Source organism: Streptomyces sp. NPDC046759 (genome assembly GCF_040645475.1).
Classification (GTDB): Bacteria; Actinomycetota; Actinomycetes; order Streptomycetales; family Streptomycetaceae; genus Streptomyces.
The window spans coordinates 83,727-102,504 of sequence record NZ_JBEYYJ010000013.1; the positions used below are offsets into that span (position 1 = coordinate 83,727).

Annotated in this window: 7 protein-coding genes; 6 read left to right on the plus strand and 1 reads right to left on the minus strand. The window is 68.4% G+C overall.

The genetic code is table 11. The annotated features are described in order from the left end of the window. The first annotated feature begins 190 nt into the window (after positions 1-190). From mfd to ABZ919_RS19305, 6 genes are all read left to right on the plus strand, one after another. Entirely contained in the window at positions 191-3,724 is a 3,534-nt protein-coding gene (gene mfd / locus ABZ919_RS19280; RefSeq protein ID WP_361248962.1) for a transcription-repair coupling factor, read from the plus strand. Between the two features lie 335 nt (positions 3,725-4,059). After that, positions 4,060-4,842, plus strand: coding sequence for an HNH endonuclease family protein (locus ABZ919_RS19285; protein ID WP_361248965.1), 783 nt, complete (start codon positions 4,060-4,062; stop codon positions 4,840-4,842). A gap of 285 nt (positions 4,843-5,127) precedes the next feature. Beyond that, positions 5,128-16,251 carry a LamG-like jellyroll fold domain-containing protein gene (locus ABZ919_RS19290; RefSeq protein WP_361248968.1) on the plus strand — a complete coding sequence of 3,708 codons (11,124 nt, stop codon included), beginning with the start codon at positions 5,128-5,130 and terminating at the stop codon, positions 16,249-16,251. A gap of 20 nt (positions 16,252-16,271) precedes the next feature. Then, a complete protein-coding gene (locus ABZ919_RS19295) occupies positions 16,272-16,571 on the plus strand; it encodes a hypothetical protein (RefSeq protein ID WP_361248971.1) in 300 nt (99 codons plus the stop codon). Between the two features lie 250 nt (positions 16,572-16,821). Further along, positions 16,822-17,421, plus strand: coding sequence for a hypothetical protein (locus tag ABZ919_RS19300; protein ID WP_361248973.1), 600 nt, complete (start codon positions 16,822-16,824; stop codon positions 17,419-17,421). Positions 17,422-17,710: 289 nt separating this feature from the next. Further along, positions 17,711-18,142: a hypothetical protein gene (locus ABZ919_RS19305; protein WP_361248975.1), complete on the plus strand. Its 432-nt coding sequence runs from the start codon at positions 17,711-17,713 to the stop codon at positions 18,140-18,142. Between the two features lie 31 nt (positions 18,143-18,173). Here ABZ919_RS19305 and ABZ919_RS19310 read toward each other — a convergent pair whose 3' ends face one another. Beyond that, positions 18,174-18,617, minus strand: coding sequence for a hypothetical protein (locus ABZ919_RS19310; protein ID WP_361248978.1), 444 nt, complete (start codon positions 18,615-18,617; stop codon positions 18,174-18,176). Between the last annotated feature and the right edge of the window lie 161 nt (positions 18,618-18,778).

Here is an 18,778-nt window from a genome sequence, read left to right on the forward strand (position 1 = left end):
TGCCGGGGAGTCTTCGGACCGCCCGGCACCGGGTTCTTCTGTCGTCGGCCGGGTTCTCCTGTCGTCGAGGGAGCCCGGGGTTGTCCACAGGCCCCGGCGCCAGCCCCGGCGGAGTCGTACGCTGGACAGCCCCGGCCGTCACACGCGTCGGGTTATTCGCGTTGCCCACCACCGGACGGAAAGCCCCTCCATGAGCCTGCACGGTCTGCTCGACGCCGTCGTCAAGGACCCCGCCCTCGCGGAAGCGATCACGGCGGCCGCGGACGGCAACCGCATGCACGTCGACCTCGTCGGCCCCCCGGCGGCCCGCCCCCTCGCGGTCGCCGCCCTCGCCCGCGAGGCGGGCCGCCCGGTGCTCGCCGTCACGGCGACGGGCCGCGAGGCCGAGGACCTGGCCGCGGCCCTGCGTTCCCTGCTGCCCGAAGCGGGCGTGGTCGAGTACCCCTCCTGGGAGACCCTCCCGCACGAGCGGCTCAGCCCGCGCAGCGACACCGTCGGCCGCCGCCTCGCCGTCCTGCGCCGCCTCGCCCACCCCAGCCATGACGACCCCGAGACGGGCCCGGTCTCCGTCGTCGTCGCCCCCGTGCGCTCCGTGCTGCAGCCCCAGGTCAAGGGCCTCGGCGACCTGGAACCGGTGTCCCTCAGGACGGGCCGGACCGCGGATCTGAACGACGTGGTGGAAGCTCTCGCAGCCGCCGCCTACGCGCGCGTGGAGCTGGTGGAGAAGCGCGGCGAGTTCGCCGTGCGCGGCGGCATCCTGGACGTGTTCCCGCCCACCGAGGAACACCCCCTGCGCGTCGAGTTCTGGGGCGACGACGTCGAGGAGATCCGCTACTTCAAGGTCGCCGACCAGCGCTCCCTCGAGGTCGCCGAGCACGGCCTGTGGGCCCCGCCGTGCCGCGAGCTGCTGCTCACCGACGACGTACGCGCACGGGCGCGTGCCCTCGCCGAGGAGCACCCGGAGCTGGGCGAACTGCTGAACAAGATCGCCGAGGGCATCGCCGTCGAGGGCATGGAGTCCCTGGCCCCCGTCCTGGTCGACGACATGGAGCTGCTGCTGGACGTCCTCCCCAAGGGCGCGATGGCCGTGGTCTGCGACCCGGAGCGGGTCCGCACGCGCGCCGCCGACCTCGTGGCCACCTCCCAGGAGTTCCTGCAGGCCTCCTGGGCCGCCACCGCCGGCGGCGGCGAGGCCCCGATCGACGTCGGCGCCGCCTCCCTGTGGTCCATCGCCGACGTCCGCGACCGTGCGCGCGAGCTGGACATGATGTGGTGGTCCCTCTCGCCGTTCGCCGCCGACGAAGAGCTCGACGCCGGCACCCTCAAGCTCGGCATGCACGCGCCCGAGACCTACCGCGGGGACACCGCGCGGGCCCTCGCCGACACCAAGGGCTGGCTCGCCGACGGCTGGCGCACGGTGTTCGTCACCGAGGGCCACGGCCCGGCCGCCCGCACGGTGGAGGTCCTCGGCAGCGAGGGCATCGCGGCCCGCCTGGACGTCGACCTCGGCCCACTGAGCCCCTCCGTCGTGCACGTGTCCTGCGGCTGCATCGAGTACGGCTTCATCGACCCGGCACTCAAGCTGGCCGTGCTCACCGAGACCGACCTGTCCGGCCAGCGCACCGCCAGCCGCGACGGAGCCCGGATGCCGGCCCGCCGCCGCAAGACCATCGACCCGCTCACCCTGGAGGCGGGCGACTACATCGTCCACGAGCAGCACGGCGTCGGCCGCTACATCGAGATGGTGCAGCGCACCGTGCAGGGCGCCACCCGCGAGTACCTGGTGGTGGAGTACGCCCCCGCCAAGCGCGGCCAGCCCGGCGACCGCCTCTACATCCCCACCGACCAGCTGGAGCAGATCACCAAGTACGTCGGCGGCGAGGCACCCACCCTGCACCGGCTCGGCGGCGCGGACTGGACGAAGACCAAGGCACGCGCGAAGAAGGCCGTCAAGGAGATCGCCGCCGACCTGATCAAGCTCTACAGCGCCCGCATGGCCGCCCCCGGCCACGCCTTCGGCACCGACACGCCCTGGCAGCGCGAGCTGGAGGACGCCTTCCCCTACGCGGAGACCCCCGACCAGCTCACCACCATCGCCGAGGTCAAGGACGACATGGAGAAGTCGGTCCCCATGGACCGCCTGATCTGCGGCGACGTCGGCTACGGCAAGACCGAGATCGCGGTGCGGGCCGCCTTCAAGGCCGTACAGGACGGCAAGCAGGTCGCCGTCCTCGTGCCCACGACCCTGCTGGTGCAGCAGCACTTCGGCACGTTCTCCGAGCGGTACGGGCAGTTCCCGGTGAGTGTGAAGGCGCTGTCCCGCTTCCAGACCGACACCGAGGCCAAGGCCGTCCTCGAGGGCCTGAAGGACGGCGCGGTGGACGTCGTCATCGGCACCCACCGCCTGTTCTCCTCCGAGACGAAGTTCAAGGACCTCGGACTGGTCATCGTGGACGAGGAACAGCGCTTCGGCGTCGAGCACAAGGAGCAACTGAAGAAGCTCCGCGCCAACGTCGACGTGCTGACCATGTCCGCGACCCCGATCCCGCGCACCCTGGAGATGGCGGTCACCGGCATCCGTGAGATGTCCACGATCACCACGCCGCCGGAGGAGCGCCACCCGGTGCTCACCTTCGTCGGGCCGTACGAGGAGAAGCAGATCGGCGCCGCCATCCGCCGCGAACTTCTGCGCGAGGGCCAGGTCTTCTACATCCACAACCGGGTCGAGTCCATCGACCGCGCGGCGGCCAGACTGCGCGAGATCGTCCCCGAGGCACGCATCGCGACCGCCCACGGCCAGATGTCGGAGTCCACGCTGGAGCAGGTCGTCGTCGACTTCTGGGAGAAGAAGTTCGACGTGCTCGTGTCGACCACGATCGTCGAGTCCGGCATCGACATCTCCAACGCCAACACCCTCATCGTGGAGCGCGGTGACACCTTCGGCCTGTCCCAGCTGCACCAGCTGCGCGGCCGTGTCGGCCGGGGCCGCGAGCGCGGCTACGCGTACTTCCTGTATCCGCCGGAGAAGCCGCTGACGGAGACCGCCCACGAGCGCCTGGCCACCATCGCCCAGCACACCGAGATGGGCGCGGGCATGTACGTGGCGATGAAGGACCTGGAGATCCGCGGCGCCGGCAACCTGCTGGGCGGCGAGCAGTCCGGGCACATCGCGGGCGTCGGCTTCGATCTGTACGTCCGCATGGTCGGCGAGGCGGTCGCCGACTACCGGCGCCAGCTGGAGACCGGCGAGATCGAGGAGGAGCCGCCGCTCGAGGTCAAGATCGAGCTGCCCGTCGACGCGCACGTCCCGCACGACTACGCGCCCGGCGAGCGGCTCCGCCTCCAGGCCTACCGCGCCATCGCCTCCGCCAACTCGGAGGAGGACATCAAGGCCGTCCGCGAGGAACTCACCGACCGCTACGGCAAGCTGCCCGAACCGGTGGAGAACCTGCTGCTGGTGGCCGGCCTCAGGATGCTCGCGCGCGCGTGCGGCGTCGGCGAGATCGTGCTCCAGGGCACCAACATCCGCGTCGCCCCGGTGGAGTTGCGCGAGTCGCAGGAGCTGCGGGTCAAGCGCCTGTACCCGGGCACGGTCATCAAGCCGGCCGTGCACCAGGTGCTGGTCCCGCGCCCGAAGACCGCGAAGGTGGGCGGCAAGCCGCTGGTCGGGCGCGAACTGCTGGGCTGGGTCGGCGAGTTCCTCGCGTCGGTCCTGGGGTCGTAGACGGCGCGGCGAACCCCGTTCGTGCGGGGCGTCGTGAGCCTCGTTCGTGCGGGGCGTCGTGAGCGGGCTCACCCGGGTGCCGGCCGTGCTCCCCCGGTGCGGCACCCCATGCCCCAACTCGCTCGCCGGCTGCCGCAAATCGCCACTTTGGTCCTCATCTGAAGTCGGTCTCCCGGCGGTTACCGTAAGAGGCGCAGTATGGGACGGAACGATTCCGCCCGTGTCCTACGGGCGGACCAGGGCGAGTGAGGGGGCGCACCGTGAGGCGTCTGAGGGGCGGGGCGGTCACCGTGACCGGCGGCGATGAGGACAGGACCGGGGGGGCCTTCGGCCTCATGAGGCACAGTGCCGGAGGGCGGCGCGCCGTCCTGGCGTCCGCCGCACTGCTGGCCGCCGGATCCATGCTCGCCGGCTGCAAGGGCGTTGCACCGCCCGCGGACGGCGGACCCTCCGGTTCCGCCGTCTCGACCGCCGGCGACGGCCGGGCCGTGAACCCGCTGGACAATCCGGACGGGACCAAGCCGGGGCTCGCGGCGGTCACCTCCACCGCGGACCAGGCGAAGGCGCGGTCGCTGATCGAGAAGGTGGCGACGAAGGGGCGCGGCCCCAAGACGGGCTACGCGCGGGACGAGTTCGGCTACGCCTGGATGGACTCGGCTCCCGGCGGCATCCCCTATGCGCACAACGGGTGCGACTCGCGAAACGATCTCTTGAAACGCGATGGTGAGAAGGTGCGCTTCCGGGCCGGCTCGGACTGCATCGTCACCTCCATGACGCTGCACGACCCGTACACCGGCAGGACCATCGAATGGAGCAAGTCCCATGCGACGACGGTCCAGATAGACCACGTCATGCCGCTCTCCTACGACTGGCAGATGGGTGCCTCGCACTGGACCAAGGGCAAGCGCGAGGACATCGCCAACGACCCGCTCAACCTCATCCCGGTGGACGGCCCCGCCAACGGAGCCAAGAGCGACTCGGGACCCGCGACCTGGCTGCCCCCGAACAAGCGGATCCGCTGCGCCTACGTGGTGCGCTTCGCCCAGGTGTCGTTGAAGTACGACCTTCCGGTCACGGCCGCGGACAAACGGATGATGCTGACGCAGTGCGGCGGCTGATGTGGTGCTCCCGCCCCTGCTCCCCCAGGTGTTTGCAGGGGTGTTCCCGTCGGCACAGACGTGAAGCGGGCTACAGATGGATAACGGTTGCGGGTAAGGAAAGTGGCGTGCGAGTAAGTCATTGATCAAGACCAAAGCGGGCCGGTCAAAACAAGTCGGGCTGGTTCAGCAAGCGGTGGTCAAGATCGGTACAAGGCTGTACCTTGAACGCTGTCCACAGCGTGTACACAACAGGCAAGATCCCTTCGTTTTCTTGGTCACTCCCTTGCCTGCTGGAGTCATGCCGTGCGCATCCGGCCCCTTCGCCGCGTCCGTTCCGCCCGCCGCACCCGCCGCGGGCAGCGCCGTGTTGCGGTCTTCCTTCTCACCGCTCTCGCGCTGATGGTGATGGGCCAGACGGCCCAGGCCCAGGACATGCAGTTGGGCGCCATCGAACTGCCCGGCCTCAGCCTGAAGTCGATGGCGAAGTGGCTGGAGGACCCGCACTGGGGCAAGCTCCCGCACCAGCAGTCCGGCACGGCCGCAGGACGGCGGCACCACGTCTCCGCGCAGGCCACCGCGGCCCACCGCGGCAAGGGACACAAGCCGGGCAAGGCGCGCGGCGAGCTGTCCGGGTACCAGGCCCACCACCTCACGGTGAAGCGCGGCCGCAGCGGCGGCGGTCACTTCGACCCCAAGACCAGCAAGCGCAGCGCCACCAAGTCCTCACGCAGCCAGACCGTTTACCAGAACGCCGACGGCAGCCTCACCCGGCGGATCTACAACGCTCCGGTCAACTACCAGAGCGGCAAGGGAAGATGGGTGCCCATCGACGTGGACGTGCGGGCCGGGCCCGACGGCCGCTGGCACGAGAAGGCCAACTCCCTCGCCGTCGACTTCGGCCGCAAGGCCACCGACCCCGCCCTCGCCTCCCTCACCCTGGACTCCGCGCACCGCGTCGCCTACGGCCTCAAGGACGCCGCGCCCGTCACGGGCACGGCCCACGGCTCCACCGTCACGTACCGCGACGTCCTGAACGGCACCGACCTCGCCGTCTCGCCCACCGCCACCGGCGTCAAGGAGTCCGTCGTCCTGCGCTCCGCCACCGCGGACAACGCCTGGACCTTCCCGCTCGACCTCAAGGGGCTCACCCCCGTCCAGCACGACGACGGCTGGATCGACCTGCGCAACGCCTCCGGCAAGACCGTCGAGCGCATCCCTCCGTCGTACGCGTACGACTCCAGGGTGAACCCCCGCTCCGGTGACCCGGCCACGACCCACGACGTCACCAGCGAACTCGTCCGCACCAAGGGCGGTTACGCCCTGAAGGTGACGCTCGACGCACACTGGCTGCACGACACGCACCGCGTCTTCCCCGTCACCGTCGACCCGACCGTCGAGGACGGCTGGACCACCACCTACGCCGAGAGCGGCAACCCGGCCGGCGACCACTCCTACGAGCAGACCATCAAGGTCGGCTCCTACGACTCCGGCACCCACAGCGCGGTCAGCTTCGTCAACCACTGGGACACCGCCTGGGACTCCAGCGGCGCCACCGTGACGTCGGCGACCATGACCCTGTTCGACACGTGGGCCGCCACCTGCACCGCCGAGCGGTTCGACGTCGCGCTGGTGACCAGCGCCTGGACCCCCGAGTCCGTCACCACCTATCCGGGCCCGTCGAAGGGCTCCTCCATCGGCAATGCCACGCCGAGCGTGCCCAACGCCTGCGCCAACACCGCCGCCGACCGCAGCGTCGGAGACAGGGTGACCGTCTCGCTGTCCGCCTCCGCCATCCAGGGCTGGTTCAACGGCACCAGCAAGGACTACGGCCTGGCCGTGTACGCGTCGACCTCCGACGCCCTGCACTGGAAGCAGTTCGACTCCTTCAACGTCGCCGGCAAGGGCCCGTACATCGACGTCACCTACACCGGCAACACCGCGCCGCAGCTGTACGAGCAGTTCCCGAACAACAACGCCGTCGAGTACACCACCACGCCCGAGCTGACCGCCTGGGCGGGCGGCGCCAACTCCAGCGGCAGCGCCGGCCAGTACCTCTTCCAGGTCTTCGACTCCTCCGGCACCAAGGTCGCCGACTCCGGTCTGGTCGCCACCGGCGACTGGACCGTCCCGGCGGGCAAGCTGGCCTGGGGCAAGAGCTACACCTGGACCGTCCAGGCCTACGACTCCGCCACCAACCTCTACTCCCCGGCCACGCCGTACGCGATGTCGGTGCAGGTGCCGGAGACCGTCATCACCTCCGGACTGTCGCAGAACAGCAGCGACCACGGCTTCGACGCGACCAGCCGCAACTACACGACGAGCGACACGGACGCATCCGTCTCCACCGTCGGGCCGTCCCTCGACGTCGAGCGCGACTACAACTCCCGCGACCCGCGCTGGACAGGAGCGTTCGGCGCCGGCTGGTCGAGCATCTTCGACGCGAGGGCCACCGAGCACTACACGCCCTCGGGCGCGGTATCCAGCGTCTACGTCACCTACCCCGACGGCTCCGAGGTCGGCTACGGCAAGAACAGCGACGGCACCTTCACACCCGGCAACGGACGTTTCGCCACCTTCAAGTCGGTCACCGGCGGTTACACGCTCACCGACAAGGACGACACCGTCTACACGTTCACCCAGTCCCTGGGCTCCGGTGGCTACGGCCTGACCTCGGTGACCGACGCCAACGGCCGCTCGGAGAACCTCACCTGGTCCGGCGGCCGCATCACCAAGATGACCTCCGCCGTCTCCGGCCGCTCGCTCAGCCTCAGCTGGTCCACGCCGTCCGGCGCCCAGGCCGCGCACGTCGGCACCGTCACCACCGACCCGGTCACCCCGAGCGCCCCGAACACCGCCGAGACGTGGACCTACGGCTACACCGGTGACCGGCTGACCAGCGTGTGCTCACCGCAGTCCAGCACCAAGTGCACCACCTACGGCTACACCAGCGGCTCGCCGTACCAGACCGCCTCCCTCGACCTCGACCCGCACGCCTACTGGCCGCTGTCGGAGTCCTCGGGCACCACCGCCAAGGACGCGGTCATCGCCAACGAGGGCACCACCGACGCCACCTACGAGAACGTCACCCTCGGTGCCGCCGGCCCGCTGACCGGTTCCACCGCCACGGCCGCCTCCTTCAACGGCACCTCCTCCGACATCGCGCTGCCGAAGAACCTCGGCAACGACACCGACTCCGGCGCGCTCTCCCTGTGGTTCAAGACCTCCCAGGGACCGGGCGTCATCTACTCCTACGCCTCGCAGCCCATCTCCTCGGGCCAGGCCGCCGGCTTCTACACCCCGTCGATCTACGTGGGTACCGACGGCAAGCTGAACGCCGAGTTCTGGTACAGCGGCGGCGAGAACCCGATCCAGACCACCGCCTCGGTCGCCGACGGCAAGTGGCACCACGTGGTCCTGTCCGCGGCGGGCAACTCACAGACCCTGTACCTGGACAACACCAAGATCGGCTCGCGTACCGGCTCCGTCTCCATCAAGAGCGCCACCGCCTTCGGCAAGAACCAGGTCTTCAACTACCTGGGCACCGGCTTCCTCGGCGGCGCCTGGCCCGACGAGCCGCACTACTCCACGACTGCGAAGGACGGCTACGCCACCTACTTCAACGGCTCCATCGCGGACGCCGCCTGGTACAGCCGCCCGCTGGTCGCGTCCGACGTCAGCGACCTGTACAAGTACGGCACCCACAGCACCAGTCTGCTCACGTCCACGACGAGGCCGTCCGGCAAGGCGTTCGCCGCGATGACGTACGACACGGACTCCACGGCGCTCACCCAGCTCACCGACGAGAACGGTGGCGTCTGGAAGCTCAACGCGCCCACCGTGGCCGGCTCCAGCGACACCTACCGGGGCGCGGTCCTCGGCGGTGCCCCGAGCCAGTACTACCGGTTCGGCGAGTCCGCCGGTGCGGCCCAGGCCCTGGACGAGGTACGCGGCGGCAACGGCACGTACAACGCGGTGACGCTCGGCGCGAGCGGCCCGTTCAGCGACCACACCACCGCGTCCTTCGACGGCAGCACCTCCTACACGCAGCTGCCGAACGGCACCGTCCCCGGCTCCGGCGCCCAGTCGGTCAGCATGTGGTTCAAGACCTCCACGGCGAACGGCGTGCTCTTCGGCGCCTCCCGTGACCCGCTCTCCAACGGCACCACCAGCGGCGGATACACGCCGGTGCTCTACGTGGGCAGCAGCGGCAAGCTGTACGGCGAGTTCTACTTCTCCGGCGGCTCCACCAAGCCGCTCGGCTCCTCCGCCACCGTGACCGACGGCAAGTGGCACCACGTGGTGATGTCGACGTCGGCCACCAGCCAGTCGCTGTACCTCGACGACTCGCTCGTGGGCACCCAGACCGGCACCGCGGCCATGACCAACCAGCCGTACACGTACGTCGGCGCGGGCTTCGACGGCGGCAACTGGCCGGACGAGGCGCACCACAGCACCACCGACAACACCGGATACGCCACCTACTTCAAGGGCTCGATCACCGAGGTCGCCTTCTTCCGCTCCCAGTTGTCCGCGGACGACGTGGACGGACAGTTCCAGGCCGCCAAGGACTCCACCGGTCTGCTGCCGGTGAAGACAGTGAAGGTGACCACCCCTGCCTCCGCCACGCTCACCTACACCTACGACGTCGTGCACGGCGACCGCCAGCTGAGCGAGACCGACGCACTGGGCAACACCACCCGCTTCGGCTACGACACCGCCGGCTTCGAGCACACGGTGGTGGACCCCAACGGCGCCACCACCATCACCGGCCACGACGTGCGCGGCAACATCGTCTCCTCGACGACCTGCCAGGACCAGGCCGCGAACAAGTGCAACACCGAGTACTACACGTACTACCCGGACGACACCACGGCCCAGCTGACCACCGCCGACCCGCGCAACGACCAGCTGCTCACCTCACGTGACGGCCGCTCGGCGTCGGCCACGGACACCACGTACCTGACGTCGTTCACGTACGACTCGGCCGGCAACCAGACCGCCATCACCGGCCCCGCCGTGCCCGGCTCGCCGAACGGCCGTACCACCACCACCGAGTACAGCGACGGCACCAGCGCCTACCCCTCCGCCGACGGCGGCGTGGTGCCCGCCGGCCTGCCGGTGAAGACGACCAGCCCCGGCGGCGCCGTCAACCAGGTCTCCTACTACGCCAACGGTGACGTCGCCTCCACCACGGACGCCATCGGGCTGGTCACCCAGTACACCTACGACGGGCTCGGCCGGGTCACCAGCCAGAAGGTCGTCTCCGACACCTACCCGGCCGGCCTGACCACCACCTACACCTACAACGGCAACGACGAGGTGACCGCGGAGCACGACCCGCAGATCACCGACCGGATCACCGGCGCCACCCACTCCGCGGTCACCACCACGGTCTTCGACGACGACAGCAACGTCCTTACGCAGACGGTCTCCGACGCGAGCGGCGGCGACAGTTCCCGCACCCAGACGTGGACCTACGACGCCTACGACCACGTGGCGACCGAGTCCGACGCCAACGCCTCGGCGGGCGCGACCAACGGCAACACCATCACCTACTCGTACGACTCCTCCGGCAACAAGACCAAGGAGGTCTCGTCCAACGGCGACGAGACGCGCTACACGTACGACGCCGAGGGCAACCTGCTCACCCAGGGCCTGATGTACACCGGCGACCCGACCGACCCGCAGCCCGCGACCCTCCTCACCGAGTCCTCGCGCGCCTACGACCCCTCCGGCCGCCTCGCCTCGGTCACCGACGCGATGGGCAGCACCACGTCGTACACCTACATGGACGACGGCCTGCTGGCCACGGCGACGAAGAGCAGCGCCGACGGCGGCAGCAAGTACGTCCTGGAGTCCGACTCCTACGACGCGGCCGGCAACCTCACCTCCCGGACCACGGACAACGGGGAGACCGTCACCAACTACGCGGTGGACGCGGCCTCCCGCACCACCTCCACCACGGTCGACCCCAACGGGGTGGACCGCGTCACCACCGTCTCGTACACCCCTGACGACCAGGTCGCCACCCAGAACGACCACGACGCCTCCGGCTACGACCGCACCGTGACCGACAGCTACGACCACATGGGCAACCTGCTCAGCGAGACGCTGTACGGGGACGCCTCCGGTCACCCGGCCGGCTGGTGGAAACTGAACCAGGACTCCGGCACCTCGGTCACCGACTCCTCGGGCACCGGCAACACGGCCACCGCCGGCAGCGGTGTGACCTGGTCGGACAGCGCCGCCCAGTTCAGCGGCGACACCTCCGGCAAGGGCGACGTCGTCGCCACCAACAGCCCGGTGCTGGACACCAGCGCCTCCTACACCGTCTCGGCGTGGGTGAAGCTCTCCGACACCTCCACCTACCGGACCTTCGTGGCGCAGGGCGGCACCAACCGAGCCTCCTTCTACCTGCAGTACTCCAAGACGGACAACGCCTACCGCCTGCACACCTCCAACGCGGACACCGCCTCCCCCTCCGCCTTCTACGACGCGGTCGCCCCCGGCGCGCCGGCGCTGAACACCTGGACCCACCTGGTCGGCGTCTTCGACGCGACCGACGGCTCGATGAAGCTGTACGTCAACGGCACGCTGTCCGGCACCGGCACCGACGCCTCCCCGTGGACCGGCAGCGGCCCGCTCTCCGTCGGCGGCACCAAGAAGGCCGACGGCACGGTCAGCGACGTCGTCAACGGCGCGGTGTCCGACGTCCAGGTCTACCAGCGGCCGCTGTCCGCCTCCGAGGTCTCCTCGCTGTACGGCAAGGGTCGCACCGGCGGCACGGTCGGCTCCTCCGACGAGCAGACCACCAAGTGGACGTACGACAAGCGCGGCCTGCCGACGTCGACGACCGACCCGGAGACGCACACCACGACGTACGCCTACGACGAGGCGGGCAACCTCGCGACGACCACCGCCCCGTCGGTGCAGGCCGAGGTCGACGGCACCGACCCGGTGACCGTCAACCCGGTGACCACCAGCGGCTTCAACACCTTCGGCGAGGCGGTCGAGGAGGAGGACCCGAACGGCAACGTCACCACGACGGCGTACGACGCGAACGGCGACAAGGTCTCCGAGACGCTCCCCTCGTACACCCCGGCGGGCGGCAGCACGCCGAACGCGGGCACCACGGTGTGGACGTACGACAGCGAGGGCAACCAGACCTCGGTCACCACGCCGGGCGGGAAGACCACCCACTACCTGTACGACCAGCTGGGCGACCTGGCCCAGACCACCGAGCCGGACAACACGACGCTGCACGCCACGTACGACGCGGCCGGCGACAAGCTGTCCGCGACGGACGGCACGGGCGCCCAGACCCAGGCGACGTACGACTTCCTCGGCCGCAAGCTGACCGACACCACGATGGAGCGCTACCCCTCGACGCGGACGCTGACGACGCAGTACTCCTACGCGGCCACCTCCGGCAACCCGTACGGCGCCCATCTGTCCTCGGTGACGACACCGGGCGGGGTGAAGACGTCCTACGGCTACAACCGCGCCGGTGACACCACCTCGGTCACGGACGGCGCCGGCAACACGACCGGCTACACCTACGACTTCGAGGGCAACCAGCAGAAGACGCTCCTGCCGGACGGCACCTGGACCGAGACGGACTACAACGCCTCGGGCGACCCGGTGCAGAGCACCCAGTACGACCAGCTGAACAACGTGCTGGCGCAGTCCTCGCAGGAGTACGACGGCAACGGCAACGTCACCGCGATCACCGACGCGCGGGGCCACACCAGCCACTTCACGTACGACGCGGCGGGCACCATCACCCAGGAGGTGCAGCCGGTCGACGACAGCACGTCGATCACGACGAGCTTCGGCTACGACGCCGCCGGGAACCGCACCCGGTTCACGGACGGCCGCGGCAACTCCTGGCACTACACGTACACGCCGCGGGGCCAGCAGGAGAAGGTCGTCGAGCCGACGACGGCGCAGTACACGTCGGCGGCGGACTCGACCACGACCTACGCCTACGACGCGGACGGCCAGCTGACGAACGTCACCCTGCCCGGCGGCGTGAGCACGTCCATGTCGTACGACTCGGTCGGCCAGCTGAAGTCGATGTCGGGCACGGGCGCCGACGCGGCGACCGCGACCCGCCACTTCACCTATGACTCCGACGGCCGGGTGCTGTCGGCGGACACGGACGCGGCGGGCATCACGGGCGCGGCGGACCACCAGGCGGCCACGCACGACACGTTCACCTACGACGACCGCAGCGATGTGCTGTCGACGTCGGGTTCGGCCGGCACCTCCAGCTTCACCTACAACGACGACGGCTCGATGCTGTCCCGCACGGACGCGGCGGGCACGACGAACTACGGCTACGACTCGGCGGGCCGCCTGTCGTCGCTGAACGACGCCGCGACCGGCACGCAACTGACGTACTCCTACGGCAAGCTGAACGAGCTGACGTCGATCAAGTACGGCTCCACCGGCCAGACCCGGGCGTTCACCTACAACGCCGCGCACGAACTGACCGGCGACACCCTGACCCAGGGATCGTCGACGCTGGCGAGCTTCACCTACGGCTACGACAAGAACGGCAACCTGACGTCGAAGACGACGACGGGCGTGTCGGGCGCGTCGGCCAACACCTACACCTACGACTACGCGAACCGCCTGACGTCCTGGAACAACGGCACGACGACGACGAGTTACGCGTACGACGCCTCCGGCAACCGCATCCGCAACGGCTCGGACGTCTACACGTACGACGCGCGCGACGAGCTGACCTCGGACGGCACGCACAGCTACTCCTACTCGGCGCGCGGCACGATGACGCAGGACTCGTCGGTGTCGGGCACGGTGTCCTTCAAGGCCGACGCGTTCGGCGACCAGATCGTGGCCGGCACCCAGTCGTACACGCTGGACGCTACGGGCCGGAACATCACGGACACGGACACGGCGGACAGCTCCTCGCGCACCTTCCAGTACTCGGGGGCGTCGAACACGGTCGCCTCGGACGGTGAGGACACCTACACCTACGACCCGTCCGGGGGCGTGATCGGCATCAAGCCCGCGTCCGGCGGGTCCGGCGTCCTGGCCCTGACGGACCAGCACGACGACGTGGTCGGCACCTTCACCTCGGGCGCCACGGCACTGGCGGGTTCGGCGTCGTACTCGCCGCTGGGCAAGGTGATCTCCCCGACCGACACGATCACGGGCCACCTGGGCTTCCAGTCCGGCTGGACCGAACCGGGCACGGGTGACGTCGGCACGGCATCACGCTGGTACGACCCCGGCACGGGGCAGTTCCTGAACAAGGACAGCATGTCGCTGGACGCGGTGCCGAACTCGGTGTCGGCGAACCCGTTCGCCTACGTCGACGACAACCCGATGGCGGGCACGGACGAGTCGGGCAACTGCTCCTGGTACGACGTGGTCTGCGGAGTGAAGAAGGCCGCGAGCCACGTGTCCCACGCCTGGCACGCGGTCAAGCGCGCGGCGACGCACCTGTACCACCGGGCCAAGGCCGCGGTGCACCGTGCGATCCAGAGGGTGAAGCACGTGGCCCGCAAGTTCGTGCACCACGTGGTGGACGTGTACCGGGCCACGGTCCGCTACGCCCGGCACATCTACCACTACGCGGTCAGACACGTCCGACGCTTCTATCACCGGGTCGTCCATGCGGTGCACTCGGCGTACCACAGGCTCTCGCGTGTGGTGCACCGTGTGGTGCACGCGGTCAAGTCGATCGCGCACAAGATCGCCCACGTGGTGAGGAAGGCCGCGCACGCGGTCGCCCACGCGGCCCGCACCGCGTACCACGCGACGGTGTCGGCGGTGAAGACGGCGGCGAAGTTCGTCAAGCACCATGCCGCGGCGATCACCTCGATGGTGGTCTCCACAGCGGTGTTCGCGGGCTGCGAGGCCCTGACGGCCGGCGTCGGCTCCATAGGCTGCGCGGCCGCGGCGGGCGCGGCCGGCTCCCTGGTGGAACAGGGCTTCAAGTGTGCCGAGGACGGCGGCGGCGACTGCAGCGCGTCCGCGTTCGCGACATCGGCGGTCACCGGCGCGGTCTCGGGCGCCCTCGGCGGCGCCCTGGGCGAGATAGGCGGCAGCCTCCTCGCCAAGGCGGCCCCGAAGGCGATGGAGGCGGTCGGCGGGCTGTTCGGCAAGGGTGCGACGGAAGCGGCGGAATCGGGGGCGTCGGACGCGACGGACACGGCGGCTTCGGAGGCGGAGTCGGAGGCGGCGGGGACGAACGCGCAGTCGCATTCGAATGAGCCGGCGGAAGAGGCGGGTGGTCAGAAGCCGGACTGTGAGGGCGGCAAACCGCACAGCTTCACCGGCTCGACCCAGGTCCTGATGGCCGACGGCACGACGAAGGCCATCGACGAGATCAAGGTGGGCGATACGATCGCCAACTCGGTGCCGGGAGTTGCGGGGACGGAGGCGCACAAGGTCACCGCGGTGATCGTGACGTACACCGACCACGACTTCGTGGACCTGACGGTCAAGAAGACGTCGGAGTCGGTGGCTGAAGGTGCGGCCAAGTCCACGCTGAAGTCGGGGGCCAAGTCCCTGGTCGGCAAGATCGCCAAGAAGGCGGCCCGCAAGGCGGCCTTCGGCCTGGCGGCCTCGGCAGCGGTGCTCGGTGCCCTGTCGGCGAGCCACCACCACGCCGACCGGCCGGCGACGGCACCGGTGGCGACGGTCAGCGAGGCGGGCTCGGCGCACCACGCCAAGACGGCCCACGCAGTCGGCACGGCGCACGAGGGGAATGCCCAGGGCGCACGTCTGACGACGACGTTCCACCACCCCTTCTACGACGAGACCCAGTCGGCCTTCGTCCAGGCCAAGGACCTGAAGGCCGGCGACGTCCTCCAGACCCCGACCGGCACCGCCGAGGTCACTGGTGTCCGCCTGTACCACGCGCACACCACCACCTACGACCTCACCGTCGGCACTCTCCACACCTACTATGTGGAGGCTGGCGATACTCCGGTTCTGGTTCACAATTGCGATCCTGAAATCCAGGATCTCGGAGCAATGACCAGCGGGAGCCAGCAAAATATCTGGAGCATGAGCTCTCGAGACAAGGGCCTTGCGTTCGAAGAGGAGATGGGCTTCAACAACCTGCCTGCTGGACACAAAGCCTTCGATCACTTCGAGGCTGACACCGGCACTGCGATTAGCCTCAAAGCCATGGACACTGGTCTCAAGAGTTTCCAGAACAAGGGCATGCTGTTCCAGCGACTCAAGAGTGCGGTCGACGATGCAGCCAACTACAATGGCGATTACCGCCATCCAGGTGTTCTCGATCCGGCGAATATTGCAAATCGGGTTGTCTACACGATCGTTAGGTCTGGCACTCTTAAGGATATGCACATGGAGCAAATGTCGCGGGCGGTTGAGTATGCCCAAGGTCGTGGGGTAACCCTCCTGTTCGGGGCCACGACAGGTTAGCTAGCGCGAGGGGATTTGACATGGGTTATGAATTTCATATTACCCGGGCGGAATCCTGGACGGATAGCCAGGATTCGCCGATCTCGCGAGACGAGTGGGAATCCCTAGCTGAATCTCGCGAGGCGCTGAAGAATCAGGGCTTCGTCGAATGGAAGGACATCGGTCCTCAGCCTGTCTATGGGCTTACGGACTCATCGGCTTCATTCTCGTGGCGGCATGGTCGTGTCGATGTCACTGGGCATATGAGTGACGAGGAGTGGGAGTTGGCGGAATCGCTGGCTGCCGCTCTCGAGGCGCGGCTGGTCGGTGATGACGAGTGACGGCCCTGTAAAATCGAATAGTCGCGGAATCGTGTGAACCGTCCGTCAGATTTCCGGCGGACGGTGGGCGGGATTCCCTTGCCCTGCAGAACCCCCGTCGGAGTGTTCATACGACGGGGGTTCTGGGCGTCTTGACGGCAACGCTGATCCGCGACTTGGGTGGATCTCTCGAAGGTCAGACATTCCCAGGGCGCGTGAAGACGTATGCGAATGGTTTCTTCAGCTATCTGGGTGAGAGGATGTTTTCGCCGTGACGGACATTCCTGAAGTGGTCGATCGTGTTTCGCGACTTGATGCGAACGGAAAGCTGATGGTCGGAGCGCTTCTGCTCGTGCGTTACTGCAGCATTCATCGCGATCCAAAGTTCTCTCCGTGGTTCGAGCGAGAGCAGCAAGTGTTGGCGCGAGTGGTTGAGGTGGCGAAGAGTCTGGCTCGCGGCGATGTTGGACATGTGGATCTCGAGGGGCTTCGCGAGGATCTCGATGGCGCCCTCGAAGCCAGTGTCCCCGAAGGGCCGGCATTTCAGACGGAAATCGTCGATCACATGGTCTTTGCAACGGAGGTTCTCGATTTCCTCCAGGCGCCTGATGATGCAAGTGCGCTGACCGCTGCACTCGAGAGGGCTGATGAACTCGCTGAGGCGCATGTAGGGATGGGAGAGGAAGATCATCTCGCTGACAGCTGGGACGAGGTTGATCTCAGCGCCCTGGAGGCCGAGCTTCGTGGGCTTGACGCGATCGCCAGTGAGGATTCAGCCGCTGTCCTCGCCAGAAGCGAGAGCTTCGCACGGGTGTACGCGCGCTTGATCGAGGTTTATTACACCAATGAGGACGCTGGCATTGTCGATTGACGCAATGATCAGTCTGCCTGCTGGTGGGCCTGGCAAAGCTGCCTGTTGCTTTGGGTTTGGAGTCAGGTGAGCTGTTTCCTTAGGTAAGGGCCACACAGGTTCGGCGCCGTTGGGTGCCGGACCTTGGGTTATCGGCGGGTGGGGCCTTGCCGTCGGGTGATCTCTGGCCGCAACGGGCTGGGATAATGAGGGACTTACCCCTGGTTAATGACTTCAATGCGGTCTCACCGTCAGTGGCCTCCACACCTGCCTCCAGCTCCGTTATGGCCCGAATCAGTGGTGGCGAGATATGTTTCCTCAGGACGGCAGCGAAGTCATTGTCTCCTGTGAGCCGGCAAGTGCGCGGGTCGTCGCCGTGAACTCGCGGTACGTCACGCTGGAATGGCCATGGAGGTCGATCGACGAATCCGCGAATTTCCGCTGGAACGGAACCTGTTCGCTGCCCCGAGGCGAGTTCGATCCGGAGTGGGTTCCCTACCGGCTCGAACCGGCGGTGTCCGAGCTCCGCCCCGGGGATGTCTGCACGTTTTCCATTCCGCCGACGCGCCTGCATGTCGGGCATTACGAGGAGTACGACCCTCCGCGCGACCTGGGCTGGGCTCCCGCGCCCACGGCGGGAATCTACGTGATTCCCCCTGAGCACACCGACCAGGAGGACGCGGGATGCATGCTCTATCTGGGCGGTGCTGATCCCATCCGCTTGGAGCCGATCGAGGACTGAGGGCTGGCGACCGCCGTCACCGGCGCGTTCCTCACCGGGTCACCGGCAGAGCCTCCGCCAGCCGCGGCCCGTCACCCCGGTGCTGTACGGGAAACGTGACCTTCAGCCCCTTCTCCTGGCCCGCCACCGTCAGATGGGTGACGTACTGCAGGCCGAGGAACGCCTTCTTCGAGTTGCCCGCGGTGACGTACGGCCGGGGCAGGTTCAGCACGAGCGGGCCCGGCTTTCCGCCGCGGTTGCCGTCGAAGAAGAGGATCCGCTGGTCGGTCAGGACCATGTACAGCGGGCGCGGCCTGACGGTCGCGACGACCGTGCCCGCGGTGACCACGCCGACCACCGCCGCGGTGAGGGCCTGCCTGCGCACCGAGACCGAGCCGACGCCGGCCAGGCTGGTGAGTTCCACCTGCTCGCCCCGCAGCAGCAACGGAGCCACCGCCTCGTGGAGTTGGCGGTTGCGGCGGGCGTTCAGTGCCATGGGGACTCCGGGACTCGGTGGGCCGTGAAAACGGCGATTTCCGGACACCAGGAGTGATGCGCCGGACGGGAAGCGCGGACGCTATGGAGACATGGTTAACCAGAGGTGTCCGCCGGGCCTGAAAATGGTCAAGGAATGGTCGAGCCCGTGCCGCCGACGTG

Bases quoted from the DNA above. Each gene is read 5' to 3' on its own strand.
- ABZ919_RS19310 (WP_361248978.1), bottom strand. From the start codon at position 18,617: ATGGCACTGAACGCCCGCCGCAACCGCCAACTCCACGAGGCGGTGGCT.
- mfd (WP_361248962.1), top strand. From the start codon at position 191: ATGAGCCTGCACGGTCTGCTCGACGCCGTCGTCAAGGACCCCGCCCTC.
- ABZ919_RS19305 (WP_361248975.1), top strand. From the start codon at position 17,711: ATGTTTCCTCAGGACGGCAGCGAAGTCATTGTCTCCTGTGAGCCGGCA.
- ABZ919_RS19285 (WP_361248965.1), top strand. From the start codon at position 4,060: ATGAGGCACAGTGCCGGAGGGCGGCGCGCCGTCCTGGCGTCCGCCGCA.
- ABZ919_RS19295 (WP_361248971.1), top strand. From the start codon at position 16,272: ATGGGTTATGAATTTCATATTACCCGGGCGGAATCCTGGACGGATAGC.